Below are 26199 nucleotides of genomic sequence, written 5' to 3' on the forward strand. Positions count from 1 at the left end.
TCTGGATTGGTTATCGGTTGAGGATCGCGCGGGCCGTGGTTTCCGGGCGAAGGTCGAGTCGCCGCAGGAGCTGCGCGTTGAGGGCAACCACGATGGTGGACAGGGACATCAGGATCGCCCCGACCGACATCGGCAGCACGAACCCGATGGGGGCGAGGACGCCGGCGGCGAGGGGTACGGAGATCAGGTTGTAGCCGGCGGCCCACCAGAGGTTCTGCTTCATCTTCCGGTATGCGGCGCGGGACAGTTCGATGACGGAGAGCACCGAGCGGGGGTCGTCGCTGGCGAGGATGACTCCGGCAGAGGCGATGGCAACGTCCGTGCCGGCGCCGATCGCGAGCCCGACATCGGCCTGGGCGAGGGCGGGGGCGTCATTGACGCCGTCACCGACCATCGCGACCTTGCGTCCCTCGTTCTGGAGCTCCTGCACCTTCGCGGCCTTGTCCTCCGGTCGGACGCCGGCGAAGACACGGTCGATGCCGAGGTCCTCGGCCACGGTGTGCGCGACGGCTTCGGCATCGCCGGTGATCATCACGACCTGCACACCCAGCGCGTGCAGTGCATCGACGGCTTCGCGCGATTCCGACCGCACCTCATCGGCGAGCTTGAGAGCGCCGATCACACGGCCGTCCTGAACCACGTGGAGGATGATCGCACCGTCATTGCGCCACCGCTCGGCAACGGGCAGCTCCTGCGCATCTTCCTCGGTGAGCAGGTGCGGTCCCCCCACCCGTACAACGGTCCCGTCGACGGTCGCGGTGACGCCGACTGCGGGAGAGGAGGTGAAGTCCGAGCTGCGGGGCACGTCGAGGTGACGGTCGGCGGCGGCGCGGACGATGGCCTTGGCGAGCGGGTGTTCACTGTCGGCCTCCGCGGCGGCGGCCAGGGCGAGCACCCGGTCGGTGTCGTTGCCTTCGACGACTGAGACCTCGGAGACGGTCGGTTCGCCCTTGGTGAGGGTGCCTGTCTTGTCGAACAGCACGGTGTCGACGGTGCGCATGCTCTCCAGCGCGAGCCTGTCCTTCACGAGTACGCCACCGCGTGCGGCGCGTTCGGTGGCGATGGAGACGACCAAGGGGATTGCGAGACCGAGTGCGTGGGGGCAAGCGATGACGAGCACCGTGATGGTGCGGATGACGGCATCATCGGGAAGCCCAACGAGCGTCCACACGATCGCCGTGATCACGCCAGCGCCGAGAGCGAACCAGAACAGCCAGCCTGCCGCCGTGTCGGCAAGGCGCTGCGCGCGCGAGGACGAGCTCTGTGCTTCGGTGACCAGGCGTTGGATGCCGGCGAGAGTGGTGTCGTCACCGGTGGCGGTAATCTCCACGCGCAGCCCGGAGTCGGTCGCCACAGTTCCGGCCGTGACCTGGTCATCGATACCGCGCGTCACGGTGCGGGACTCGCCGGTGACCATTGACTCGTCCATCGACGCGCGACCGTCGACGATGCGACCGTCGGCGGGGACGCTGCCCCCGGGGCGAACGATGACGACATCACCGACGACGAGTTCGGCAGGCGAGACCGTCACGACCTGGTCACCTTCGACGCGTTCTGCTTCGTCGGGCAGGAGCGCGGCCAGGGAGTCGAGAGCGGACGTGGTCTGCGCGAGGGACCGCATCTCGATCCAGTGCCCGAGCAGCATGATCACGATGAGGAGCGCGAGCTCCCACCAGAAGTCGAGCTCGTGGTGCAGCAGGCCGAGGCTCGCACCCCAAGAGGCGATGAACGCAACGGTGATGGCGAGTCCGATGAGGAGCATCATCCCGGGCTTGCGGTCGCGGATTTCGCTGACAGCACCGACGAGGAACGGCTTTCCACCCCAGATGTACATCACTGTTCCCAGTACCGGGGACACCCAGGCCAGGCCGGGAATGTCGGGGAGGGTGTAGCCGAGGATCATCGCGAACATGCCCGACAGCGCGACGGTGGGGACGGCGAGGATCAGCATGATCCAGAACAGGCGACGGAACTGTCCGACGTGGTCGCCATGCCCCGCATGACCCCCGTGTCCACCGTGAGCGTCGTGTCCACCATGTGCGTCATGGCCGGCATGCTCGCCGTGACCCTGGTGGCCCATCGGCGCGCCGCTTCCGTGCGGTGCAGTATCGGGACCGTCGTGGTGCACGGCGGTGTCGTGGTGAGGGGTGTGGACGGGGGGGTCTTCTGTGGCCGCGGCGGGGACCGATGGGGTGTGCCCGTGCGCTGCGTGTTCGTGGGTGTGATCAGCGTCGTCGCTGTGTGGCTGGCTCATGAGGCTATCCTCCTCGGAAACGATGAAGCTGTGCGGGGCGATCCGTGTGCCGCCCCGCACAGGTGAAGCGATGTCAGGCTGCGGTCACGTACTTGGCGGGGTCAGCGTCGAACAGGGGGCCGCAGGCGGCGCAGCAGAAGTAATAGCGGGTGCCCTCGTAGTCGCGGTAGAGGCCAGCGGCTTCAGCGTCCGCTTTCACGACGGTGCTGCCGACCATCACGGGGCATTCGGCGAGCTGTTCGGCGGACGGCGCGAGGAGGTCCTTGCGTCCGTCGGCTGGGACAGAGCCGTGGCTGTTGTGGCTGCAGCAGGATCCGGAATCAGACATGTGTGTTCCTCTTTCGTGATTTCAGTGGGTTCCGACGGTTGCGTTCCGCGTCGCATGATCACGCGGTGCGGGCGCGGCGGTCGGGGATGGGTCCGCCGCCTGGCTGCGGAACGTGCGCAGGCGGAGGCTGTTGCCGACGACGAAGACGCTGGAGAACGCCATCGCGGCGCCGGCGAGCATGGGATTGAGCAGACCGAGGGCTGCCAGCGGGATGGCGGCGACGTTGTAGGCGAAGGCCCAGAACAGGTTGCCCTTGATCGTGCCGAGCGTCTTCCGAGACAGACGGATCGCGTCGGCCGCGCTGCGCAGATCGCCGCGGACGAGCGTGATGTCGCTGGCCTCGATCGCCACATCGGTGCCCGTGCCCATGGCCAACCCCAGGTCTGCCTGGGCGAGCGCGGCCGCATCGTTGACGCCGTCTCCGACCATCGCCACGACCTTGCCCTCGCGCTGCAGCCTGGTGACCACGTCGACCTTGTCTTTCGGGAGCACTTCGGCGATGACCTCATCGATGCCGACCTCAGACGCGATCTGCTCGGCCACGGCACGGTTATCTCCGGTGAGGAGCACCGGTGTCAGTCCCAGCGCCTTCAGCTGCCTGATGGCTTCGGTGCTGGTCGGCTTGATGGTGTCCGCGACGATGAGCACACCGCGTGCTTCCCCGTCCCACCCCACGGCGACCGCGGTCTTGCCCTGACGCTCTGCTTCGCTCTTCGCGGCGGCGAGATTCTCGGGAAGGCGCTGGGACCAGTCCTCGAGAAGCGACTCGCGGCCGACAAGGACGGCGTGCCCGTCGACGATGCCCTGCACTCCCTTGCCCTCGATGTTCGCGAAACCCTCGGGTGTCGGAAGCGTGCCGACCTCTTGGACTGCGGCTTTGGCGATGGCCTGCGCGATGGGATGCTCGGAGGCGTCCTCCACCGCACCCGCCAGGCGCAGCAGCTCGCCGCGGTCGACGCCGTCAGCGGTGAACACGCCGGTGAGCGTCATCCGCCCTGTGGTCACCGTCCCGGTCTTATCCAGAACGACGGTGTCCACCCGTCGCGTCGACTCGAGAACTTCCGGACCCTTGATGAGGATGCCCATCTGCGCGCCGCGGCCCGTGCCCACCAGCAGTGCGGTGGGCGTGGCAAGGCCCAGGGCGCACGGGCAGGCGATGATCAGCACCGCGACCGCGGCGGTGAACGCCGCCGCGGCAGGGAATCCCGCGCCGAGCCAAGCGCCCAGCGTGGCGATGGCGATCGCGATGACAATGGGCACGAAGATACCCGACACCCGGTCGGCGAGGCGCTGCACCTCGGCCTTGCCCGATTGGGCGTCCTCGACGAGCTTCGCCATCTGCGCCAACTGGGTGTCCGACCCGACCCTCGTCGCCCGGATGACGAGCCGGCCACCGGCATTGACCGTCGCCCCCGTGACGGAGTCTCCTTCGCCGACCTCGACCGGCACGGATTCACCGGTGAGCATGGACGCGTCGACCGCGGAGGTGCCGGAGACGATCACACCATCGGTGGCGATCTTCTCGCCGGGCCGTACGACGAACTCGTCGCCCTCTCGCAGGTCCGCGATGGGAATGCGGGTCTCGGCGCCGGCGCGAAGCACAGCAACATCCTTCGCTCCCAGCTCCAACAGCGCGCGCAGGGCGGCGCCCGCCTGCCGTTTCGCCTTCTTCTCGAAGTAGCGTCCGGCGAGGATGAACATCGTCACCGCGGCACCCACTTCGAGGTAGATGTTCGCCGCCCCGTCCGACGGTGCCACGGTGAGCTCGAACGGGTGGGTCATCCCGGGGACGCCGGCCGTGCCGAAGAACAGCGCGTAGAGCGACCACAGTAAGGCGGCTATCGTCCCCATCGAGATGAGCGTGTCCATGGTCGCCGCACCGTGCCGGAGATTCGTCCACGCTGCCTTGTGGAAAGGCCAGGCCGCCCAAACGATGACGGGGCCGGCCAGGGCGAGTGAGAGCCACTGCCAGTAAGTGAACTGCAATGCGGGGATCATCGACATCGCAATCACAGGAAGGGTCAGCACGATGGAAGCGATCAAACGGTTCCGCAGGCTCACCAGCTCCCTATCCGGAGCGTCCTCACCGTCGACTACCGCGGACGGCTCCGGTGAGGGAAGGGCGGCCGTGTAGCCGGTCTTCTCCACCTCGGCGATCAGCAGCGCCGGGTCGAACCCGTTCGGTGCGGTGACCTTCGCCTTCTCCGTCGCATAGTTCACGGTGGCGGTGACACCGTCCAGCTTGTTGAGCTTCTTCTCGATGCGCATCGCGCACGACGCGCAGGTCATCCCGCCGATCTCCAGCTCCACGCTGGACGCGGCTGCTGACTGCGTATCCGTCATGATGTCTCCTCGATCCTTCTTGCAACTCGATGCGCACTGAGCGGGTCAGTGCCCGTCGTGCTCGGCGTCGTCTTCGGTGTCCGCCTGGTCGCCGGTGGCGGGGGTCGCCTCGAGTACGAACTGTGCGGTGTGGACCTGTCCGTCGACCTGGAAGTCCAGGTACAGCAGGTAGCGGCCGGTGGTGGGTGTCTCGGCGGTGAATTCCACCTCGGGGCCGGCCAGATCGCCCGGCTGTGGTTCCTCGCCGCGCGCGTGCACATGCAGATACGCCAGGTCGCCATCGCGCAGGGCAACGAGGTGGCCGAACGCACCGAGGTACGGCTCCAGCACCGTGACGGGTTCCCCGTCCCGAGAGACCTTGACAGTCAGTTCGCTTCCAGTTCCGGCGACCAGGTCGCCGCTGACGGTCACGTCGAAGCCGTCGACCGTGTCGCTTGTCTTGACGGCGACCTCGGGCTCCGGTGTCAGCTGCCCCGCCACATCGACGGTGCGGGAGAGCGTGGCGCTCACCCCCTCAGAGGTGAAGTCCGCATACAGCCGGTACGTTCCCGCGGTATCCCAGGACCATGGCAGCGACCAGACCCCGGTCCTCGGGTCGAGTTCGGGGTGCACGTGACGGTATTCACGCCCGTCGTTGCGGACCACGATCAGGTGCAACTGCTTATCGTGGGCCTCGTCGAAATCGGTGATCGGGACACCTGAGGGATCGCGGATGTCGAAGGAGAGTTCACCGTCCGTCTCGACGTTCGCCGGCGCCTGTACGGGGCTCATTGTGAATCCCGATGCCGCGCTCATCACTCCACTCACCCCCATCTCCTGATCGTCTTTCGTGCCAGCAGCATCCTCGGGCGCTTGCGCGTCATGCGAGGAATGCCCGGCGTCCGCCCATGCGGTCACCGTGCTGTCGGGCACGAGTGCGCCCGCGGCGGCGAAGGCGGCGCCGAAGACAACGACAAGGCCCGCGCCGTAGAGGCCGAGGCGGCCCGGGGCGTTCATGAGAGTCGGACCGCCTCGTACCCGGCCTCATCGACGGCCGCGAGCACGGCCGCGTCATCCACTGCGGAACTCGTCGTGACGAGAAGCCGGCCGGTCTGCGCACTCACTTCGATGTTCTCGACGCCGGGGACCTGGCTGACCTCGCCGCGAACAGCGACCTCGCAGTGGCCGCAGCTCATCCCGCTCACCTGGTACTCGCTCGTGCTCATGATGGCTTCCTTCCCTCGATTCGGAATACCCCGGTAGGGTACTGGTATGCCTAACCATATACCCACCCAGGGTATTCCGGTCAAGGGGGTGAAGGGAGCTTCTCATGGATAAGACCAGCTCGGATGTGCTCATCGTCGGCGCGGGCGCCGCGGGTCATTCTGCGGCGGTCACGTTGCGGCGCAGCGGTTTCGACGGGTCGATCCGGATCGTGCATGCGGAGCCGTTCGCCCCGTACAACCGCACGCTGGTGACCAAGGGCATCCTTCGTGGCCTGCTCACCCCGGAGCAATCCGCGCTGCCTGCCTTGGACTCGATCGATGTCGAGACGATCCCCGGCAGCGCTGTCGGGATGGAAGAGCGGGGCATCTTGCTGCACGATGGCAGACGGCTGATATTCGCAACGGCTGTCGTGGCGACCGGCGCCGCCCCGCGTCCCCTGCAGGCGACAGGCGTCAGCGAGGGGGTCTTCACGCTGCACAGCGCGTCCGACGCGCTACGCATCCGAGGGCATGCGGGTCCGACGTTCGAAAGGCGGGTTGTCACTGTCCTCGGTGCCGGGCTGGTCGGAGCAGAAGCAGCAAGCTACCTTGTGAGCGCTGGTGCCAGAGTGCATCTCGTCGCGCGCTCCGAAATCCCCTTGGCGCACAGCCTCGGGTTGCCGATCGCCACCCGGCTCCGCGATCTGCACGCTGCGCACACGGAGTTCCATCCAGGCCGGACAGTGCGCTCCATCTCGGCTTCCGGAAGCGGGGGTGACGTACTCCTCGATGATGGGACATCTGTATCGTCAGACGTGATCGTCCTCGCCCACGGAACAGTTCCGGCTGTCTCATGGATCCGCTCAGACGGTGCCGCGATCGAGGTCGATGACCGGCTCCGTGCCAGGACGATCCCGGCAGTGTATGCGGCCGGTGGGGTCGCCGCTCATGTCGGTCCCGACGGTTCGCTCTATCGTATGGATCATTGGGATGATGCGGTGGCACAAGGGGCTCACGCCGCCCGAGCGCTGCTTCATGATCTGCACGGCGGGGACGATCCTGGCCCGTACCGGCACGTTTCCGGGTTCACGGTGAATGTGCACGGCGTCACGCTGAGTGGAGCGGGCGTCGTCTTGCCGCAGGCGACCGCGGAAACGACGTCATCGGCCGGCGGCGGCCTCGTCTCGACCTTCAGGACCGCCGACGGCAAGAGGGCGGGTGCTGTCGGGTGGTCAGCGGCAAGGGAAATCCTGGCGGTCAAGCACGAGCTGGCAGGCGGCTTCTGAGTGTGCACAGGATCGATGTCGGGCACACAGGCGGCGGTGCTAGCGTCGTGAGGAACAGGAAGGATCGAGGATGCAGGTGACGGTTCGCGCCACAAGCCCGCAGTTGTCGCTGCGCACCCTGCTGATGCTCGGCACCGCGGCCGTCCTGATCATCGTCGGCCTCCTGGGCATGCACACCTTCACCGCGGAACCTGCCGGGCACGGCTCCTCGGGCGTCGCCCATTCCGCATCGACAGTCGCTCACGTTCCGGACGCCACGGCGAGCCTCGACGACGGTGGTGCCGCTGCCTGCGACGGGCCGTGCCACGTGACCACCGGACAAGGGCAGGGTCACGACGACATGGTCACCGCCTGCGTACTCGCGTTGCTGGCCGGCCTTCTGCTCCTCGTCCCACCGACGTTTGCCCGACGCTCCGGCATCTCCCTTCGCGAGGTGACCAGCTGGTTGCGGTGGGAAGCGACCGATGCCCTCCCTCGTGGCCCCTCGTTGACGGTTCTTTCGATCAGTCGAACTTGAGTATTCGCACGCCGACCCAACTGTGGGCGGCCCTGCGGCGCCCGTTGGCGCCGCCGCTTCAGCGAACTCTCATACGACTTACGAAGGAACGACCATGAACAAGAAGATCCCCCTCGCACTCAGCACCGGCGCTCTCACCCTCGCCCTGGTACTGACCGGCTGCGCCGACACCGGCACCGCGCCGTCCGGTACCAGCAGCTCACCGTCCGCGTCGACGTCCTCGTCGGCCTCAACCGAGGCTGACGAGATGTTCGTCACGATGATGATCCCTCATCATGAGCAGGCCATCGAGATGTCGGACATTCTGCTGGCCAAGGACGGCGCGGACCCGCGGGTGGTCGAGCTCGCCGAACAGATCAAGGCGGCGCAGGGCCCGGAGATCGACAAGATGCTCGGGTGGCTCGAGGACTGGGGTGTGGAGTACGACCCCGATTCGATGGGCGGCATGGACCACGGCTCCATGGGCGGCGACGACAGCATGATGTCCGAAGAGGACATGACCATGTTGGAAGACGCCGACGCGACCGAGGCCAGCCGTTTGTTCCTCGAGCAGATGATCGTGCACCACGAAGGCGCCGTCGACATGGCACAGACGGCGCTTGACGACGCGCAGAACCCGGACGTCCTCGAGCTCGCGCAACAGGTGATCGATGACCAGACGGCGGAGATCGCCACGATGAAGGACCTCCTCGGAGAACTGTAGAACCACGCGGGGCGGGCCGATTCCCGAACGACCCGCCCTGCGTTTCCCGCGCGATCGCCCCGCGCGAAGACCGACCCCGCGGCGCGCTCCCTGCTGCCCGCGTCACAAGCCTGGCCACCCTCCTGGCCGCTACCCGGAAACCATCATGAAACGATCATTTCTTCTCGCCGCCGCAACCATCCCCGTGCTGACGCTCGTCATTACGGGCTGTACTGCCGCGCAGTCCGACGAGCCCGATGCGACACCCCGCATCGACCACATCCACGGCATCGCCGAAGACCCCCGCGGTGACGATCTGCTCGTCGCCACGCACAACGGCATCTTCACCGTCACACCGGACGGGAACGTCTCCGGACCCGTCGGCGGCCATGACTTCGATGCCATGGGATTCACTGTCACCGGCGACACCCTGTTCGCCTCCGGACACCCCGGAGAGCAAACCCCGGCCGAGCTGGGATCCCCGAACCTCGGCATCATCCGTAGCGATGACTATGGCCTCAACTGGTCGCCCATCGCCCTGAACGGAACAACCGACTTCCACGTCCTCACCGCCAGCCCCGACGGAACCCTGTACGGCATCGCTTCCAGCCAAATCGACCTGCTCTCCAGCACCGACAACGGAACGAACTGGACCACCCATGCCCCTCTAGCGGCAGCCGACCTCGCCGCCACAGAGTCCGGGCTCTATGCCGCCACCGAAGAAGGACTGCTCGTCAGCACCGACGGTGGCGACACCTTCACCCCCGTCCCCGAATCACCCCTGCTCTACGCCCTCGTAGCACGCACAGACGGCACACTCGTCGGCGCCGGCACCGACGGGGTCCTCTGGGCCCAAGATCAGAACGGGACGTGGCAGCAGCTGGGGCCACTCGACGGAGCCGTTCAAGCCCTCAGCACCATCGATGACCGCATCATCCTCGTCGATGACCGAGGCATCGTTGGTGTCACTGTCGACGGCTTCACCGTCCTCAGCCCGGCCCGGTAACCGCAGCCCACTCACGAATCCACCATGAACGAACACAAGAATCCGTTCCGGAACTTCGTCTTCTTCATCACCGCGGCAACGATCGCCGTCGTCCTCCTCGCCTTCGCCACCTACCTCGCGATTGGAGCGATCCTCTGATGTCGCCGGACGCACGATTCGATCCGCTCCGCCTGTCCGCGCTCAGCCATCGTTCCGCACCGAGCAGGCCGCCACCTCGCCCGTCGCGTGCGTACCGACTGCACCGCCGACTTGTGCGGTTAGGGATTGTGCTCCTGGCAGCCGGACCCGCGCTCGTCCTGATCCATCTGAGCACCGATACACAATACGGAAGCCACAATGGCACTTGGTGGACGTACACGGTGGCGAGCTACGACGTCGCCATCATCACCACGATCATCGGGGTAGCACTGGTCTGGCGATCGCCGCCGGCCTCCGATGAACGGCGTGAATGACTGGCCGAATCGCGGCGTCAAGAGACAGGGACATCCCAACGTCTCATGACCTTGTCGATCTCGACGAGGCCGGCGAAGCGGGCAACGTCGCGTCCACCCATGACGCGGTTCCGAGCGAGCTTCGCCGGGAACTGCTTCAGGGGAGGGATCTCGGTCTCGTGTTGCGGCGAGGGTCTGGCGTTGAGCCTGGACGGTCGCCGCTAGCGCACGCCGGAACGGAGCCACTGATCGTGTAGCAGTTGGCTCATCGCCACGCGTGGTGTCAGGTCACCGTGTCGAGCTCCACGCCGTAGTCATCGGCGTTCTGCGTTATCGGCACGAATATCGAATCATCCCCGGCGTACTCAGCGAGCTCCGGCGGGCAATCGAGATCGCCGATCGAGAGCGCACGTTCAGGTGGCAAGAGATGGGCTTGTTCGAAGCCCTTGCCCGAGGGTCGACGATTCGGTAGCCGTCAGCGAGACTGGCGGAGATCGAGGCCGAGGGCAGACTCGGACCGCAGATCATCGGCCCCTCGATTGCGGGGCATCCAGCTCAAGAAGGGCGGTATCCATGACCGACGCATCCACTCCCCCAAGCGACACCGTCAACGATCTGACCAACCCACCCGTGCCGCCGGGAGCCTTGTTGCTGGAGCTCGTGCCGGTTCCGGTCACCGACATCGAACGAGCAAAGACCTTCTACCGAGACCAGCTCGGCTTTCGGCTCGACGTCGACATCAACCCAGAGCCCGGCGTCCGCATCGTCCAGCTCACGCCACCGGGTTCGGCATGCTCGATCACCCTGGCCGAGGGCCTGCCCACGCTCGACATGCCTCCGGGGACCCTGCGAGGGCTGCACCTGGTGGTCGCCGACATCGAGGCATCTCGTGCCGAACTGGTCGAGCGCGGCGTCGAGATCAGCGAGGTCGAGGACCTCGGCGGAGTGTTCTACGCCTTCTTCGCCGACCCCGACGGCAACACCTGGTGCCTGCAGCACATGCCCTGGCGATAGCTACGACGCCGGCGAGGGCGCCGGGGTCGGTTTGATGCGGCGGGTCGGCACACGCAGGAGGACGAGCGCGACAAGGTAGATGCCGCCGACGACGATCGCGATGTCGGCGACGTTGCCGATGAACAGATCGAAGTAGCCGATGAAGTCGATGACGCCACCGCGTGCCAGGCGGTCAGCGGCATGACTGATCGCACCGCCGAGGACCAGGCCCAGCCCGATTGCCCACCAGAGCGATCCCACCCGCCACAGGTAGACCGTGATGGCGACCGCGGCGGCAGCGGCGAGGAGTCCGAGCAGCCAGGTGAAGTCGGTGCCGAGGGAGAACGCGGCGCCACGGTTGACGGTGAGTTGGAACTCGAGAACCGGTGGCAGGACGTCCTTCGATTCTCCGCCCGAGAGCGCAGAGGCGGCCCAGATCTTGGTCCATTGGTCGACGGCGACGACGACCGCTGCGATGGCCAGCCCGGCGAGGAAGGACCAGCGCACTCCCGAGCGTCGGTTCGTGGTCGGTGACGTCACTGTGCAGTTCCCTCTTCGTGCGATAGCTCGTGCCGGGCCGGTTTTCGGTTACCGGCTTCACCAGACTATTCGCTGGGCTATGGCCGAGAGGTCAGGGCTTCGACGCCAGTCACACTTTCACGGGGAACGTCGCCAAGATGACCACACCGATGACAGCGAGAGTCAGGCCCAGAATGAAGAAGGTGCGCCGGCGCCATTCGGCGCGCTGGTTCTGGGACAGCGCCGCGAAGAACAGCACGAGCGCGAAGAGCACGGTGAGCAGAGCGTAGTTGTCTCCGCGCTGGTTGTTCACGAGTGCTTCGTCGAACTTGGCGTCCGCGCGCGCGTGCAGGTCTTCCGCTTCCTCGGTCCCCGGCGGAATGTACTCCTCCCTGGCGAGGGGCCCCTGGGATACGCGCCCCTCCGCCGTCCAGGCGTCGAACGCGATCCGGAACTCGTCCGTGAAGCGTTCCTCGATGAAGGTGACGAGTTCCTGGTCGTCGTCTGCGGTGGCGAGCACCCATTCGGTGTAGATGGTCAGATCGTATTGGCGCGCCGCTTGGGCCCTGCTTTCGGCGGAGGCGGCCTGGACACGTGCGCTGGACGCTTGGCTGAAGGCGATAGACATCTCACCGCCCCATTTCGACGCCTCGAATCCGCACCATGCGGTGATGACCGCGGTTATGGACAGCAGCACCACCGTGGCCACCTCCAACCACCGGCCGGGATGAGTGACTTTCTCGGTGGCGTCCATGCGCGCCGTCTTTTAGGGCAGCACGATCTCGAATGCCGGGTCTCCGGGGGTCAGTACGCCGAGCAACTGCTTCAGGACGCCGAGGTCGCCGCGCACGTCCAGGCCCTCGGCGTCGAGGTCTCCGCCGGCGAGGCGGATGAGCCGCTCCTTGGTGAGGGTGAGATGCAGTGCGGCATCTGTGGCGGGTTCGCGCTCGACGTAGACGAGCACGCCGTTGCGGAGCGTGACGTGGAACGAGCGGTCGAGATCACTGAGTGTGATGTCGAATCCGAGGTCGAGGTCCCAGGCGCGCGGGCCGTCGACGGTGATCGCGACGGCATCGAACAGCTGTTCCGGGGTGAGCTGCGCTCGGATGGCTGGGGCGTTGGTCACGGTCGGGGTACCGAAGTTTCCCTCGCGCAGTTCGGTCGCCCCGGAGAGGAAGAAGTTGCGCCAGGTGCCGTTCTCAGCGCCGTAGCCGAGCTGCTCGAGGGTGTCGGCGTAGAGCGCCTTCGCTTCCGCATTGTTCTCCTCGGTGAAGACCGCGTGGTCGAGCAGTGTGGCCGCCCAGCGGAAGTCTCCCGAGTCGAAGGCGGCGCGGGCGAGCTCGAGGACCCGGTCGATGCCTCCGATCGCGTCGACGTAGCGCTTCGCCTGCTCCTTCGGCGCGTGCGGCCAGAGCCGAGCCGGGTTCCCGTCGAACCAGCCCATGTACCGCTGGTAGATGGCCTTTACGTTGTGGCTGACCGAGCCGTAGTAGCCGCGGGCGTGCCAGGCGTTCTCGAGCGCGGGCGGCAGCTGGATCGCCTCGGCGATCTCGGCGCCCTGCATGCCCTGGTTCAGCATCCGCAGCGTCTGGTCGTGCAGGTACCCGTACAGGTCCCGCTGCAGACCGAGGAACTCACGGATCTCCGCGTTGCCCCAGGTCGGCCAGTGGTGCGAGGTGAACACGACTTCGGCGTCGTCGCCGTAACGCTCGATGGCCTCGGTGAGGTACTGCGACCACACGTGCGGATCCCGCACGACCGCGCCCCGCAGGGTGAGCAGGTTGTGCAGCGTGTGCGTGGCGTTCTCCGCCATGCACAGCGCCCGGTACTTCGGGAAGTAGAAGTGCATCTCGCTGGGCGCCTCGGTGCCCGGCGCCATCTGGAATTCGATCTCCAGCCCGTCGACGGTGTGGGTCTGCCCCGTCTCGGTGATCTCCAGCGTCGGCGCGAGCAGGGTCGCCTCCCCGGTCGACGTCGTCTGTCCGAGACCGGCGCCGACTGCCCCCTGCGGGCCGCGTGCGAGTGCCGCGCCGTACATGTACCCGGCGCGCCGGCCCATCGCGGTGCCCGCGTAGACGTTCTCTGCCACCGCGTGCTCGACCATGCCCGCGGGGACGATGATCTCGACCCCCGCGTCGACGTCGGCCTGTGAGACGATGCCCTGCACGCCGCCGAAGTGGTCGATGTGAGAGTGGGTGTGGATGACAGCGGTGATCTTGCGGTCACCGCGGTGACGCCGGTAGAGCGCCATCGCCGCGGCTGCGGTCTCCTTCGAGATCAGCGGGTCGATCACGATCACGCCGGTGTCGCCCTCGACGAATGACATCACCGACAGGTCGAGCCCGCGGATCTGGTACAGGCCGGGCACGACCTCGAACAGGCCGTGCTTGGCGACCAGCGTGCTCTGGCGCCACAGGCTCGGGTTCACCGTCTCCGGAGCATCACCCTGCAAGAAGTCATAGGTGGACGCGTCCCAGATGATATCGCCGGCGGCGTTGCGGATCGCAGGCTCGTCTAGCGTGCCGATGAATCCTCGCTCGGCCGCCGCGAGATCCCGCTCATCGTCGAACGGGAGCCGTGCCTGCAGCTCTGCCTGCTGTTGCCGGATGGTCTCTGATGCGTCGCGCTGACCCATGATGGTGCTCCCGTCTCCGAAGAACAGTTCACGACGAGTCTTGCGGTCACGAAAGACGGTGACAACCACCTTTCGTCTGAACCTTGTGCCGGCCGCTGTCACGCGGCATCCTGAGGTATCGGATCACCGCGGGCCCCCGCGGGTGTCCGGTTCTGGGGACGAGGCTGGGGAGGCCTCACGCGGGATGCCTCATGGGTGGCGACTCCCTCGGTCGCACGTGCGGCATCCCGCACACCCGGACGGACGCTGGCTGATACCGTCGGCGCATGCCCCGACGTATGGCGGACCCTGAGTTTCGACAGCAGCAGTGGGACGATCGCTATGCGCTGCACATCGCGCCGGTCAACGAGTACGTCGACGAACTGCGTGAGGTCGGCCGCGGGTGGGCGCCGTACGTCGCGCCCCTTCATGGTGGAGTCGAAGCGCGGGTGCTGAGCATTCTTCGCGATCCAGGGCCCGCGACGCAGGACGGCAAGGGTTCGGGCTTCATCTGCGTCGAGAACAACGACGGCAGCGCCGAGCTTCAGGCGGTCCTGCTCGAGCAAGCAGCGCTATCTCCGTACGAGCTGCTGCCGTGGAATGCGTACCCCTGGTACATCAACCGCGCCCCGAAGGCGGCTGAGCTGGATGCCGGCGTCCAGACGATCCTGCACCTGCTGGAACTCGCGCCGAGGCTGAAGGTCGTGCTACTCCAGGGTGGTGATGCGGATCACGCCTGGCGCCGGTTGCTTAGGCAGTCCCCTGAGATCGAGCGTGAGCGGGGTCTCACCGTCGTTCGGACGTTTCACCCTTCGCCGCAGGCTCTCTTCGTGCGGGATCTCGAGGAGAGAGCTGCACGCGTAAAGCGACGAGCCGACGCGTTCGTCGAGGTGGCAGGTCTGCTCGAGCCCGTGCGATCGACGCCATGACGGGCACGGGGAGCTCGCCACGCGAGCGCTGATGACCGTCCGGTAACGATGGTCATCAGCGCCTTTCGCGTCTCGCACTGAGAACCGAAGGTGTCAGTAGGCGCTGATACGGTCAGCGTCGACATCAACCTGCTCGGAGAGGCATCCCTTGAACATCACAGCACCCAAGCTCGGCGCGACCATCGCACTTCTGGCACTCCTCGGCATCAGCGCCGTGGGGTGCGCATCTCCCGAACCGTCCAGCTCGTCGTCTGGCGGCGAGTCCTCCTCGTCCGAGACCGAGCAGGTCCAGGAGGAGGAAGCTCCGGAGCCGGTGAGTCTGGAGGGCTCCTGGAAGCAGAACAACTCCAACTCCGAGGACGCGTGGCAGGAGGCCACGATCACCGGTGACACGATCGAGGTCCACTGGGTCGCCGACGGCGGTGACACGAAGTCGCTGTACTGGGCCGGCACCGTCGAGGTCCCGGCAGAGGGCGACTCGTTCACCTTCGATTCGGCGAACGACACGTCCAAGACCGAGTCCTCGATCATGGCATCGAGCGACGCGACCAAGACGTTCACGTACGAGAACGACGAGCTCAGCTACGAGGTCACCGCGATGGGCACCACGATGACCGTGCGCCTCAGCCGCGAGTAAGCACTTCGCTCACTAGTCGGCACAGCCCCCACGCTCTCGGAGCGAATGGGGGCTGTTCTGTTGCAGTTGGTGGCTCGTTCCAGGCGAGTCCCGACGGACACATGGTGTCGCGAATCTTCAAGCACGCTGGTTCTCGCGCCCCGTAACGTCGAAGCCATGACAGGAAGAGGACACCGTTGAGCGCGTTGATGGGCGAAGAGATCAGGACCGCGGAGGTCAGTGGCGACATGAGGACGGCAAGAGGAACGTTCGAGGTGTCGCTCGAGCCCGCGGAGCACGATCAGGCGGGCATCCGCCGAATGGTCATCACCAAGACATGGCGGGGTGACCTTGCCGGGCAGGGGGCCGGGACGATGCTCGCAGCTGGCGATCCGGCAACCGGAAAGGCGGGCTATGTCGCCGTGGAAACCGTTGACGGCGAGCTCGACGGGTTGCGCGGAGGCTTCGCGTTCCAGCAGTTCGGAACGATGACGGCACCCGACCAACAGCTGCGCTACGAGATCGTGCCCGGCTCGGGAACCGCGGACCTGGCAGGAATCACCGGAACGCTCGACCTCGAGATCATCGACGGGAACACCGCTACCTGTTGACCTACGCGCTGAGCTGACAGCACGGGTGAAGCGCAAGCGGCTCGCCTGTTGAAGGTGTCTCAGGCCTGACTGAGATTGCTCGCGGCTTCAGTCTGCTGGTCAGGCGCGGCGGCGTCGAAGACGCGCGTTCTGATGACCTGGTCGACGCCGACGAGGCCGGCGAGCTTCACTACATCGCGGCCGCCCATGATGCGGTTCAACATGAACTGCGGCGGGAAGAGGTCCAGCAGCGGGTTCTCACCGTCGAACGACCGCGAGGTCCTGGCGGCGAAGATGCGCGTGGTGTCGAGAGCTCTGAAGCTGTCGATCGAGAGGATGGACGTTCGGGGATCGGGCCAGATCAACCGGTCCAGAGGCTTCGCACCGGTCCAGTGCTGCTTGATGCGCTTCATCACTCCGACCGAGGCGTTCGTCGCGCCGACATACGCCTGGCGGTACTCGTCGAGCACCATGACGTAGAGGCCGGGCACCCCATCCCACTTCGTGAGATCGGTGACCTCGGTCATGCCCGGTTGGCTGGTGATTGCCGCCTGCAGCGCGGCATCGAACTCGGCAGTGTCGAGGGAGGCGAAGTGCGCCATGTTGAGGTCGTAGTTCGCCAGTGCCAGCTCCTGGAGGAACGAGCACCATGCGTCTGTGTAGATGCGGTGGTCGGGGTCCTCGTATCTGTCGTCGATCGCGTCCCAGAGATACGGGTCCTCCTCGCGGTACCAGCGTTGCAGGGAGGAGCGCTTGTTGATCCGGGCGTAGGTCTCGCGCGACATGCGGAGGCCGAGCTCGCGGCTGCCGCGGACCTTGAGTCCGAAGTGCACGGCGCTTTCGACCGGACTGGTGCCTGCTCGGCGACCACGCTGCGACGAGACGGCGACCCCCCAGATCTTCCGGGCTGGTCGCGGATGCCACCGGTGCCAGAAGAGCACGTGACCGGAGTCGACGAGCATCTGCAGGGACGCGTTCGCGTCGGCGCCGATGTCGACGTTGAAGATCCGCGCAGGGTCGAACTCGAGATGCTCGCCCTCGGGGATGATGCTCTGCTGGTTCAGCTCCCACGGATCAGCATCGAGCACTAGGTAGCCGGAGTCAGTCAGCTCTCGTCGCAGCTGTGCAGCGTGCTCGGTCGACGGCGCCCAGACGAGTGTCTCGCGCGGAGTAGCGGTGATCTCGAGTTCCACGATGGCGTTCAGCCCTCGGGGCGCCACGCGGCGGCCTCGGCGGCCATCGCGGCTCGAGCAGCCGAGAGCCGGGGGAGCCTGCCGGGGTTCTTGTCCAAGTTGATCGGTGGTGTGAGGCGCACGATGACGCTGGTCTCGACGTCGCCGAGCGGGACCCGCATGTCCGCTGGCGCCGGCCAGACAGAGAGCTGGAGGCGCGCGTGCATCCACTCGTTGAGGCGTGCGTCGCCGCCGTCGGCAAGGGCGTAGTTCGCGAAGCGCTCCGGCTTCGCGAGGTTGCGCGGGACCGCATGCAGATCGAGGAAGTCGCGCAGGAGGGCGGCGAACGACCGCCGGACCGTGGACCCGCCGGTGCGGGGCTTGGACTTCGGGTTCGTGGCGAAGTGACCGTTCAGGTCGCGCGAGACCAGGCTCTCCTCGGCCTTGCCGACGTACAGGGGATGATCCGGAGCCGGCTCAAGCTGGAGATCCCGCCAGGCCTGCTCGTCGCCGTAGATGGCGTACAGTCCGGGACGGGCGGGGACGAGTTGCGCGGCCTCCATGATCGCCCAGCGCTCTCCGGTGAGCGCGGCGACGGCAGGATTGGTGAGGTCGTGCAGGGAGTCAGCGCTCACGCCGAGGTCCTGCCGAAGTGCGCACGAACCTCGTCGGCCTGCTCGGGGGTCAGCTCCCAGCGCTGGTTCTTCAAGTGGTCGGGGTAGCGCTCGCGCAGATAGCGGCGCACAGTGATGCCGGGCCGATCACCGTCGTTGTGACCGAGTTCGCGGCCGAGCTCGGCGGGGGTGATGACGTCGTGCGATGCGCTCATGAGGTCATCATGCACGATGCCCTCGTTGACCGCATTCCCACGGATTGTCCTCGAAGGTCGGCAGTGTCCCGGGTTGTTCTCAGTGCTGCAGGCCATCTTCTCGCTGAGGTGCGGAGGAGCCAGCAAGACCATACCGATCGAGGTGCACACCGCGAAGCTCGGGGAAGGCATCGGAGACGCGCTTCGGTGGCGCGGGAGTCCGCGGCACCTTCGGGGCGGGGGTGTGCTGAGCCGCACTCTGCAAGCTGGACCGAACCATGTGCGAGGTGAACTGTCGCGGCCGCATCATCAGCCGGCCGTTCCATGCGGGACCGAGATCGATGAGGTGATGGTCGGAGGAGACGATCACGTCCGCGTCGACGGCGGGGTCCTTCGCGAGGGCGAGGATGTTATTGTCCTCGTGATTCCCGATGGCATAGTCGCGGACGACCGGGTCCACGATCGCGCCTCCGGAGTCGTCGCAGGCCTCGGCGACGAACTCGATGTACTTGGCCGTGGTTCGTTCAGACTGCCCGGAGGCGATCATCAGGCGGTGGACGTTCCGCAGGATGTGCGGCGAGGTGAACAAACGCACCTGCTGATCGAACGCGAGCGAGAGAGCGTCGGATGCCGCCGAAGGGGAGGGGAGCTTGTCGGGGAGCAGCATTCCGGTGCCGCTACGGATGTGGTCGAGGTAGACGTTGATGTCGTAGACGACCGCGATCCGAGGGCGCTCCCGCTGGCTGTTCATGAGGTTCCCAAGTCCTCGATGAGCTTGAGCGTTTCCTCGGTCGTGTAGACCTTGCCGCCGCGCTCTTCGAGCATCTCGGCGTGCAGATCGTTCATCTGCTGGACGCGGAGCTTCTTCTTGAACTCCTTCATGGCGACGCGCAGGAATTCGCTGCGGTTGCCGCCGCCGAACGCATCGGCGAGCTCCTGGAGCAAAGGGACGTCCGTCTCTTCGACGGCGAAACTGATCGGTCGTGCAGCCATTCGAGGCCTCCAAGCGTGTTAGTAATGCATTAGTAATGGTACGTCGAGAGGTCGACATCGACAAGAGTGGTCTCGAATCCCGCACGCAGTTCGCGGGATATCGGCCACCATTGCGATTCGGCTTAGATGCTGGCTGATATGTTCGGCGGCATGGCCCGCAAAATCGTGCATCAGCTCGTCGACGACATCGACGGAGAAGTCCTGGAAGTCGGATCCGGCGAGGCGGTGACCTTCTCCCTGAACGGCACCGCGTACGAGATCGATCTGTCCGAGAAGAACGCAGCAGCGTTGCGAGAGGCCTTTGAGCCGTGGATCGCGGCAGCCCGCCGGGTGTCCGCCGGCGGTACTCGCGGAGGCCGTGGGCGCCGGAACTCGCAGGGCGCCGCCAAGCGCGACCTCTCGGCAATCCGCGCGTGGGCGAAGGAGAACGGTCACCAGGTCTCCGACCGCGGCCGCGTCCCCGACGCGGTGCAGCAGGCGTACGACGCCGCGCACTGAGGCCGCCGTGGGAGAGGCGCGCGGGTTCGAGCAGGGGACGAACTGGAAGGCGAAGAACGCCGCGAGTATCCGTCTGCGCGTCGGCGACGGAAAGAAGCACCCGGTTCGTTCCTCTGATGGCGCCCCGCGGCTTACGTCTGAGGAGCAGCGGCGAGCGGACGTCCTGCGTGAGCAGGAGCGTGAACGCATCGCGAAAGAGCGCCAGGCGCGCGCGGGGCGCGCACGTGGGCAACGGCGTGAGGCCGGGCTCGACGCACGCCATGCTGAGCGCGATCACACACCAAAGGGGTGGGTGCCGGCGAACCGGCGAGGGTACGTCGATCCGCTCTCGCAGGCAGCTGATCCACGGCCGACGGCGCCGCTCAAGAAGAAGAAGTTCCGTCGCGGCCGCCGCGAGCTACAGTAGCTGAATCTCAGCGGTACTGACGAGCCTGCGCCGCGAGAATCGCTTCGCGCATCACGTCGCCGAGTTCGGCGACGATGATCTCGATGCCGGCGTCGCGGATGGAAGCCGTCAGCCACGCGCCCGGGCGATGCAGGTAGCTGGCCGCCGCCTCGTCAGCCACGGCGAGGATGAGCCGGGTCGCACCGAGCTTCTGACCGGCCCAGGCGAGTTTGAACGCGTCGGTGGCGAGCTTGCGGGGCTGCGCACCCTTGAGTGCGCCGATACGGGCGTAGGCCTCCACGAGGACCATGCGGTCTGGGGTCGCCCGTCGATCTCCATGTGGGCGTCATCGATCGCGATCCGAGCGGGAGTGAGCGCGACGCCCAGCTGCTCGGCGACGGCCGCGACGATCGCGCGCTCCGCCATGCGCTGCTCCGCCATGCGCTGCTCGGCCGAGTCGGAGGCGTGCGGGGTGGCGGATGACGGACTCATTCCGCGGCCACCAGGTCCGCGCACCCGATGGCGAACTTCGACGTATAGTCGACATGGCCACAGGCACTGCTTTCTGCAGCCTGGAGCTGGTCGCTCGAGACGGGCGCTTTGCCTGCAGCGGCGTGGAGAGCGTTCACTGCTGCGAGCATCTGCTCGCGTTCATAGAGAACCCATCCGAGCTCCGTGTTGCCGTCCTCGAGCTGGACAAATTCCTGGCGCCGATAGCGCGTCTGCTGAGCACGCGTGAGCGTAGTGCGAAGGTATTCGAGGTCTTGAGACCAGGTACGGGCGGTCATGACACCCTCCTTTCGGGTCTCTACGCCAAGCCGAGGCCTAGGGTCTTCGCGAACGACTCGAGCGTCACGGTGAGTCCAGGCGAGCTGAGTTCGATGTCCGCGGTCGGGCTCACCGGCAGGGCGTCTTCGGCGCGCTCCCACAGCGCCGCGGCGCGAGCCTCGGGGAGCTGCGGACGCTGCGCGATGGTGCGGGGGCGGTAGAAGACGCCGTCGACGTCGGGATATGCCTGGTGGATGGCGCGGGCCCACGGCCGGGACAGCGACCGATCGCCAGTGTTGATCTGATCGTTCCCGCCGACGTCCGTGACCCAGGTGCTGTCGATAAGGTCGAGGAGTGTGATCTCGCGGGTGGTCGCGAACAGCACGAACCGAGGCTGCGTGCCCCCGGTCCCTCCCGCTCCGACGCCACCGCGTTCGATGACGCCTCGGTCGCTGAAGCACTCTGATAGGCAAACGAGCAGGAGGCTCTGAACTGCCGTCTCCGGTGGAACCGTGATCTGGGGCGTGACGTAGGTCACGGCGTGGTTCGGATGGTGACCCACGGGATCGGGGTGGTGATCGAATCGGCTCCCCGTGGGCCCGAAGTGGCGGAGCTCGTGCCACCGGGCAGGGTGAGCGCCGCCGGCGTCGTAGATGCGTCCGAAGATCGTGCCGGCCGGCAGCGTACGGACAGCGCTCGGGGGGAGAGGATGCGGGAACTTCGATGCGTCGGGGGCAGGAAGCGCGCTCATCGGATCGAGAACGCCTGCTCGGCCAGCGCCGCGACAGGTTCTGCGGGCTTGCCGGCTGCGAGCCACTGGGCAGGAGTCAGCTCGCCGTCTCCCAGGTCGGGGTGAGCGTGAGTGAGGAAGTACTCCACGGCCACGGGGTTCGCCCCTTCGGGCAGCGCTCGGCTCACCGTTCCCCAGCCCGGGAGCTCACCGTGGTCGGTGAACTGGAACGTCGGGAACCGCAGGCCGCGGCCGGGGCCCGGGATCGCGAAGAGAGTCCCCTCGCCGTGGCGCTGGCGCACTCGGCCTTCGGTCACGTCGAGCAGTTCTGCGACGCGCTTAGTCGGCAGCGCCTCAGCGAGGATGTCCTGCTGGCGGAGGGCCGTGAGCACGCTGGGGCGCTCTTCGACAGGCAGCGCGTTCTCCGGCTCAACGAGCGAGCCGGCTGCGCGCAGTGCGTCCAGCTCAGCCTCCGTCAGCGACGAGTGCCCAGGCTCTTCCTCGAGCCGGAGCGCCTTGTTCACGCCCTGCAGGATGCTGATGAGGTGAGCGCGCCGACCGCTGGAGCCCAGCACGTTCAGCTCGTGCGCGAGCTCCTCGGCCTCGTGGTCCGTGAATTCCACAGGACCGACGATCTTGATGGTGATCTCGCGACCTTCGTCCGACCGAGTCGCCGTGAGGTATGCGCGTCGATCGCTGCGGAGGGGGTGTGCGGTTGCGTTCGACATCATCGGATCCTAACGGTCATTAGCGAGTATAGCTTGCGTAAGCGGCGGGGGGTCACTGTTGATGCAGAACCTCAGCGATCAGGTCGACATCGTCGTAGTCGGCGCGGCCGGGGCAGGCGCCCGTGACCTAGCTATCGACGTCCCGCGTCGATGTGTTCAGAGCGACGTGACCACGTAGCTGCGTGGGCCGGCGTGCGCGCAACGTGAGCTGCCCCGCGAAATAAACAAAGTAAATACGATTCGGCTCATCGAGTTCAGCATCGAGCCGGGTTCATCATCATCCAGGCCGCTGGCGGTCCAATGACACACTTAGCTCCATCGGCGTCCGCTGAGGTCTCATTCCCGTGATTAGAAGGGCAGAGAGGTCAGATTTGTGCCACGCCCGGAGACGAGTTCTGGGCGGATGAGCACAGGGCTCAGCGGAATGCTCCTACGGAGCTGGGGCGCTCGCTAAGCCCCCAGCAACCGGTTCGGGGCAGCGCGATCTGCGCCTCGAAGTGGAGAGCGCATGAGGCCAGTCGCTTCCGGGCTGCTCGCATCATCCCGCGGAGGGTGACGATCCGCCGGTCCATCAGCTGCGAACGACGGCGCCATCGCCTTGATCAGCGCGGTGCTTGTACCGTCGTCTTCCGCCGCGGATCTCGTTGAGTGGAAGTGGGCTGAACGCGAGGCCCGCGAGGTCGAGCACTCCTGCGTTGCAGGCAAACGTGTCCCGATCGAGACTGACCACGGTCCTGCCGTCCTCGCGCTCAAACTTACCGTAAACGTGCATATGGCCGTGCATGTGCAAGCGGGGGAGCGCAGCATCAGATACACGTTGCACACGCTCTCTCTGTGCAGCAGATACGGCCAACGCCTCGGGAGGAAAATCATGCGGATTGTTCGTGAGCAGCCGCTGCACCTCCGGTACCGCGATCGCTGGAGACTCGTGCGTGAGCATAAGGTCGGCCGGGCCGCCGGCAATCGCGGCGGCTTCCATCGGTTCCGTGATGAGTTCATCCTCGAACCAGTCCTTGCCCGCAGTTCGAAACGCCTTGTCGACGCTGGACGCGCCGCCGAGCGATAGCACCTCGCGTCCCGCGATCTGAAAACGGAACGGCCGGGGGATGAGCCACACGACGTCACTGACCCTGATCGCCATACCGGAGGCGCTTTCCTGCGCCGGGGTGATGTGGTTCCACTCTTCGTGGTTGCCAGGCGTGACCAGCACGCGCTCGATGCCTGTGCGCTTCGCCCAATAATCGACCGGGCCAGTCCCGGGCTGAGCATGCTCGAAACCGTAATCTCCGAGTTGAAGGATGGTGCGCAGCGATGGGTCATGCCGACGCATCGCGGGCAGCAGCGTTTGAATCCATCCAGCATTGCCGTGGAGGTCGCCCACGACCCACACGCGCTCATCCGGCAGGTCGAAGCTGTCGGCTGTCTCATGGATCTGCATCCATCCATCATGCCCGTGAGTGCCGACTCGGACATGGCGTCGACAACTCAACGTGGAGAATGCGAAACGGCCGAGATCAGTGGGCGCCGAGCGACCATATTGTGGTCATGTTCTGGCCACCCCTGCTGCCCAGCGAAATGCCGGTGTCCCGTTAGTGACCACGAACCGGCCTGTAAAGGACCAGCTGAAGCCCGTTTTTCGGACTGCCACTAGCGACTATGTAGTGTGGGCACCGTCGGACCACTATATGGACACGAGGCGGTCACCGGCCACCCACTGCACAGTGCTAGTCGCCGATGCTCCGTTCTTGGTGATCGGGCGCGGAAAGCTCCGCCTCTTCGAAGAGTGCGGGGAACCGCAGTCGCAGCGGGCGAGGCTTGGGGGAGGTCTCCTGATTCTCACCGGTGTTAGCCTGCGGCCGCGCCGATCGCGGTTGCTCGACGTCGTGCGGACGGTAGTCGGGAACCGTGACCTCCGTTTCTGGTTCCTCTGGGTCCGCGATCCGTGGCTGAGTTTCTCGGAGTTCCGACAGTCCCATTGTGCCCGGGACTGCGGGTAGCTCGGTGGGAGCGTGCGCACCGGAATTCTCGTGTTCGCTTGTCATCGCGTCGGCGTTTGACAGGGCTGTAGCCACCAGGCGTTGCGCGGCGCGATTTGCCTCCTGTGTCGCCTCGTCCAGAGCGATCATCATGCGTTTCTTGGGCGACAGTCGGCGTTCAACAGTCGTGTGTTGTGGCACGGACAATGTCACCGCGCTGTTGCGAGCGAAAGCGGTCTCAACAGCGTCCCTCTCGAAGGCCGTGCCGAGTGTGGTGCAGCGGCGTCGATCACTCGGCGTTGGATCGGCTGGGGTTCGGTCCGGATTCTCGCGAAGCATGCCGTACGAAATGCCACGGCCCTTCTTGCCGCGCTGTTCGATCTGAACGCCTCGGGTTCTACCGACTTCGACGAAGCTGTCCCAGTCGACAACGGCTGGATCGGCGAGCGTGTTCTCGATGCTCGCCCTCAGCACGGTGAGACTAAAAGGTTGCTTGTTGCGGGGCGCACCGAACTCATCCGCGAGGTCGCATTCTGTTTCCCAGATGATGTGCCGCTGCCATTCGCGAAGCTCACTGTCCGCGGTCGACCCGGCGCGGCGAAGACCGCTCGGCTCGCCCCGCTCGAAGCGCTCGTTCGCGTCGCTGAAGGCCTGCTTGAGGTCCGCTCGCTGCTCGAAGCCGCGCTGTTCAAGAACACGCTCATGTGCCTCGACAAGGCGTGCGTGCGTGACGACTGAACTGTTGAGACTGCGGCCGGTTTTGGTCTCGATGGAGTTCGCGACGAGGTGGTTGTGCACACAGCCTGTTCGCCCGTCTCGTTGTGTTACAACGAGCACCTGTCGGCCGGGGAACCTCTCTTCTGCGAGTGCTGTCCCGAGCTTCTGAGCCGTCAGCCAGTCGTCTGGCTCTTCGGGGTCCAACTCGTCCTTCGCGAAAGACTGGATGACGTGATACGCCTGGACGAACGCGCCAGGCTTGTCCTTACCCCACTTCTTGCGGACGTCGCGCATCTGCTGCTTCGCGACCGATACCAGCATGCCGCCCACGCCGGACGCCATGACGTACCGCTCGCCATCTTGCTCGGGCTTGTCATCGAGCGCATAGTTGATCAGCGCATCGGCCGACCGCGTCGAGCTCGCCACCACAACAGGCATAACTACACCGTCCCGCGCGGCGGCAGGCCATGGTCCACGAGGCGTGCGATGCGCTTCTCGATATCGTCGGGAACATCGCGTAGCTCAGCCACCGTAAGGAGAGCCTCCGAGACCTCCCCAGCGGTCACCGGGTCGCCGATATTCAGCCGCTTCGCGATCTGATTGAGGTTGCCGCCGATATGCGCGATGTGATTGCGAATCGGACCGAGCTCGTACCCGAGCCGATCGGAGATGTCGGCCAGGCCCCAGTCGGTCACGTTCGGGCCCTGGCGCTCGATAGCCAGCGCCCTCGCTTCCACCTCGGCGGCACCCTCACGGTCAGTAATGAGCAGGCGCAGAGCTTCGGAGAAGGAGACCTCTTCGAGGTCGCGTCCGGAGGACTTGGCCAAAGCTCGCCGCACGTCGTCGACGGCTCGTTCCTCGTCGTCGCTGAACCTCAGTGTGCGGCGCTTCGCAAAGTTGACGACCCTCTTCCTCGGACGACGCGGCGTCGCTTCGCTCGCCTTGCCGGTCCTCGTCATCAGGTCGTCCCCTTCGCTCGGTTCTTTGTGCAGTCTGGGCCTTTGCTTCCCCGCTCCGCGAGGGTGGTCCCAGACTACACAAATAACGGCAAGCAGTTTATCCGTCAGACATATCGCTGCGCTCCTGTCCTTGGATACTCCTTGGTCAGGCCTCCGGCCCGACACCCGGATGA

Annotated in this window: 30 protein-coding genes; 10 read left to right on the top strand and 20 right to left on the bottom strand. The window is 66.1% G+C overall.

What is annotated here, in order from left to right:
• Nucleotides 1-10: 10 nt before the first annotated feature.
• The 5 genes from RI211_RS02715 to RI211_RS02735 form a co-directional block, all read right to left on the bottom strand.
• Entirely contained in the window at nt 11-2254 is a 2244-nt protein-coding gene (locus RI211_RS02715; RefSeq protein ID WP_371511043.1) for a heavy metal translocating P-type ATPase, read from the bottom strand.
• A gap of 73 nt (nt 2255-2327) precedes the next feature.
• The gene (locus RI211_RS02720; protein ID WP_029266198.1) at nt 2328-2582 is read right to left on the bottom strand and encodes a YHS domain-containing protein; all 255 of its coding nucleotides are present in this window, start codon (nt 2580-2582) and stop codon (nt 2328-2330) included.
• Between the two features lie 21 nt (nt 2583-2603).
• A complete protein-coding gene (locus RI211_RS02725; protein WP_029266196.1) occupies nt 2604-4925 on the bottom strand; it encodes a heavy metal translocating P-type ATPase in 2322 nt (773 codons plus the stop codon).
• A gap of 45 nt (nt 4926-4970) precedes the next feature.
• Nucleotides 4971-5921, bottom strand: coding sequence for a DUF8832 domain-containing protein (locus RI211_RS02730; RefSeq protein WP_029266194.1), 951 nt, complete (start codon nt 5919-5921; stop codon nt 4971-4973).
• Nucleotides 5918-6130, bottom strand: a complete 213-nt coding sequence (locus tag RI211_RS02735) for a heavy-metal-associated domain-containing protein (protein ID WP_029266192.1) — start codon at nt 6128-6130, stop codon at nt 5918-5920. Before RI211_RS02735 ends, RI211_RS02730 begins: the two co-directional genes overlap by 4 nt.
• Nucleotides 6131-6234: 104 nt before the next feature.
• On the opposite strand from RI211_RS02735, the gene RI211_RS02740 reads away from it, so the two are divergent.
• From RI211_RS02740 to RI211_RS02760, 5 genes are all read left to right on the top strand, one after another.
• A complete protein-coding gene (locus RI211_RS02740; RefSeq protein WP_051667917.1) occupies nt 6235-7395 on the top strand; it encodes an FAD-dependent oxidoreductase in 1161 nt (386 codons plus the stop codon).
• Nucleotides 7396-7465: 70 nt separating this feature from the next.
• Nucleotides 7466-7912, top strand: a complete 447-nt coding sequence (locus RI211_RS02745; protein ID WP_029266188.1) for a DUF6153 family protein — start codon at nt 7466-7468, stop codon at nt 7910-7912.
• Nucleotides 7913-8006: 94 nt separating this feature from the next.
• The gene (locus RI211_RS02750) at nt 8007-8615 is read left to right on the top strand and encodes a DUF305 domain-containing protein (protein ID WP_029266186.1); all 609 of its coding nucleotides are present in this window, start codon (nt 8007-8009) and stop codon (nt 8613-8615) included.
• A gap of 145 nt (nt 8616-8760) precedes the next feature.
• Nucleotides 8761-9600: a F510_1955 family glycosylhydrolase gene (locus tag RI211_RS02755; RefSeq protein ID WP_029266184.1), complete on the top strand. Its 840-nt coding sequence runs from the start codon at nt 8761-8763 to the stop codon at nt 9598-9600.
• 1004 nt (nt 9601-10604) lie between these two features.
• A complete protein-coding gene (locus RI211_RS02760; RefSeq protein WP_036331298.1) occupies nt 10605-11045 on the top strand; it encodes a VOC family protein in 441 nt (146 codons plus the stop codon).
• Here the strand turns inward: RI211_RS02760 and lspA are convergent, their stop codons facing one another.
• The 3 genes from lspA to RI211_RS02775 all read right to left on the bottom strand — a co-directional run bounded on the left by lspA (nt 11046) and on the right by RI211_RS02775 (nt 14178).
• Nucleotides 11046-11564 carry a signal peptidase II gene (gene lspA, locus RI211_RS02765; RefSeq protein WP_081859717.1) on the bottom strand — a complete coding sequence of 173 codons (519 nt, stop codon included), beginning with the start codon at nt 11562-11564 and terminating at the stop codon, nt 11046-11048.
• A gap of 109 nt (nt 11565-11673) precedes the next feature.
• A complete protein-coding gene (locus RI211_RS02770; protein ID WP_051667916.1) occupies nt 11674-12297 on the bottom strand; it encodes a hypothetical protein in 624 nt (207 codons plus the stop codon).
• 12 nt (nt 12298-12309) lie between these two features.
• Nucleotides 12310-14178 (bottom strand): alkyl/aryl-sulfatase, encoded by a 1869-nt coding sequence (locus RI211_RS02775; protein ID WP_036331343.1) that lies wholly within the window; start codon nt 14176-14178, stop codon nt 12310-12312.
• A gap of 266 nt (nt 14179-14444) precedes the next feature.
• Here RI211_RS02775 and RI211_RS02780 point away from each other — a divergent pair, with 266 nt between their 5' ends.
• The 3 genes from RI211_RS02780 (at nt 14445) to RI211_RS02790 (ending at nt 16313) form a co-directional block, all read left to right on the top strand.
• Nucleotides 14445-15086 (top strand): uracil-DNA glycosylase family protein, encoded by a 642-nt coding sequence (locus tag RI211_RS02780; protein WP_029266173.1) that lies wholly within the window; start codon nt 14445-14447, stop codon nt 15084-15086.
• Nucleotides 15087-15234: 148 nt separating this feature from the next.
• Entirely contained in the window at nt 15235-15723 is a 489-nt protein-coding gene (locus tag RI211_RS02785) for a hypothetical protein (protein ID WP_029266170.1), read from the top strand.
• Between the two features lie 188 nt (nt 15724-15911).
• Nucleotides 15912-16313: a DUF3224 domain-containing protein gene (locus RI211_RS02790; RefSeq protein WP_197971866.1), complete on the top strand. Its 402-nt coding sequence runs from the start codon at nt 15912-15914 to the stop codon at nt 16311-16313.
• Nucleotides 16314-16372: 59 nt separating this feature from the next.
• Here RI211_RS02790 and RI211_RS02795 read toward each other — a convergent pair whose 3' ends face one another.
• The 5 genes from RI211_RS02795 to RI211_RS02815 all read right to left on the bottom strand — a co-directional run bounded on the left by RI211_RS02795 (nt 16373) and on the right by RI211_RS02815 (nt 19265).
• Nucleotides 16373-17512 carry a hypothetical protein gene (locus RI211_RS02795; protein WP_062635485.1) on the bottom strand — a complete coding sequence of 380 codons (1140 nt, stop codon included), beginning with the start codon at nt 17510-17512 and terminating at the stop codon, nt 16373-16375.
• Nucleotides 17494-18099, bottom strand: coding sequence for a GIY-YIG nuclease family protein (locus RI211_RS02800; RefSeq protein WP_029266166.1), 606 nt, complete (start codon nt 18097-18099; stop codon nt 17494-17496). Before RI211_RS02800 ends, RI211_RS02795 begins: the two co-directional genes overlap by 19 nt.
• Nucleotides 18096-18293 carry a hypothetical protein gene (locus tag RI211_RS02805; RefSeq protein WP_071327683.1) on the bottom strand — a complete coding sequence of 66 codons (198 nt, stop codon included), beginning with the start codon at nt 18291-18293 and terminating at the stop codon, nt 18096-18098. The genes RI211_RS02800 and RI211_RS02805 overlap by 4 nt, the downstream gene beginning before the upstream one ends.
• Before the next feature lie 79 nt (nt 18294-18372).
• The gene (locus RI211_RS02810) at nt 18373-19023 is read right to left on the bottom strand and encodes a PIN domain-containing protein (RefSeq protein WP_029266162.1); all 651 of its coding nucleotides are present in this window, start codon (nt 19021-19023) and stop codon (nt 18373-18375) included.
• Nucleotides 19020-19265, bottom strand: coding sequence for a ribbon-helix-helix domain-containing protein (locus RI211_RS02815; protein ID WP_029266161.1), 246 nt, complete (start codon nt 19263-19265; stop codon nt 19020-19022). The genes RI211_RS02810 and RI211_RS02815 overlap by 4 nt, the downstream gene beginning before the upstream one ends.
• A gap of 150 nt (nt 19266-19415) precedes the next feature.
• Between RI211_RS02815 and RI211_RS02820 the strand changes: the two genes are divergently transcribed.
• Nucleotides 19416-19763 carry a histone-like nucleoid-structuring protein Lsr2 gene (locus RI211_RS02820; RefSeq protein WP_029266159.1) on the top strand — a complete coding sequence of 116 codons (348 nt, stop codon included), beginning with the start codon at nt 19416-19418 and terminating at the stop codon, nt 19761-19763.
• 413 nt (nt 19764-20176) lie between these two features.
• Here RI211_RS02820 and RI211_RS02825 read toward each other — a convergent pair whose 3' ends face one another.
• Nucleotides 20177-20458: a hypothetical protein gene (locus tag RI211_RS02825; protein WP_029266155.1), complete on the bottom strand. Its 282-nt coding sequence runs from the start codon at nt 20456-20458 to the stop codon at nt 20177-20179.
• 29 nt (nt 20459-20487) lie between these two features.
• On the opposite strand from RI211_RS02825, the gene RI211_RS02830 reads away from it, so the two are divergent.
• Nucleotides 20488-20631, top strand: coding sequence for a hypothetical protein (locus RI211_RS02830; protein ID WP_156040315.1), 144 nt, complete (start codon nt 20488-20490; stop codon nt 20629-20631).
• A 5-nt stretch (nt 20632-20636) separates the two neighbouring features.
• On the opposite strand, the gene RI211_RS02835 is transcribed toward RI211_RS02830, so the two are convergent.
• The 6 genes from RI211_RS02835 to RI211_RS02860 all read right to left on the bottom strand — a co-directional run bounded on the left by RI211_RS02835 (nt 20637) and on the right by RI211_RS02860 (nt 26026).
• Nucleotides 20637-20936: a hypothetical protein gene (locus RI211_RS02835; RefSeq protein WP_029266153.1), complete on the bottom strand. Its 300-nt coding sequence runs from the start codon at nt 20934-20936 to the stop codon at nt 20637-20639.
• A gap of 20 nt (nt 20937-20956) precedes the next feature.
• On the bottom strand, nt 20957-21301 hold the full coding sequence (locus tag RI211_RS02840; RefSeq protein ID WP_143049226.1) for a hypothetical protein: 345 nt from the start codon (nt 21299-21301) through the stop codon (nt 20957-20959).
• A gap of 362 nt (nt 21302-21663) precedes the next feature.
• Nucleotides 21664-22374, bottom strand: a complete 711-nt coding sequence (locus RI211_RS02845; RefSeq protein ID WP_102207978.1) for a hypothetical protein — start codon at nt 22372-22374, stop codon at nt 21664-21666.
• Nucleotides 22375-22945: 571 nt separating this feature from the next.
• The gene (locus RI211_RS02850; protein ID WP_051667912.1) at nt 22946-23812 is read right to left on the bottom strand and encodes a metallophosphoesterase family protein; all 867 of its coding nucleotides are present in this window, start codon (nt 23810-23812) and stop codon (nt 22946-22948) included.
• A 286-nt stretch (nt 23813-24098) separates the two neighbouring features.
• A complete protein-coding gene (locus RI211_RS02855; RefSeq protein ID WP_029266145.1) occupies nt 24099-25505 on the bottom strand; it encodes a relaxase/mobilization nuclease domain-containing protein in 1407 nt (468 codons plus the stop codon).
• Nucleotides 25506-25507: 2 nt separating this feature from the next.
• Nucleotides 25508-26026: a MobC domain-containing protein gene (locus RI211_RS02860; RefSeq protein ID WP_029266142.1), complete on the bottom strand. Its 519-nt coding sequence runs from the start codon at nt 26024-26026 to the stop codon at nt 25508-25510.
• Nucleotides 26027-26199: the final 173 nt, after the last annotated feature.

The organism is Microbacterium meiriae (genome assembly GCF_032364335.1).
Classification (GTDB): Bacteria; Actinomycetota; Actinomycetes; order Actinomycetales; family Microbacteriaceae; genus Microbacterium; species Microbacterium meiriae.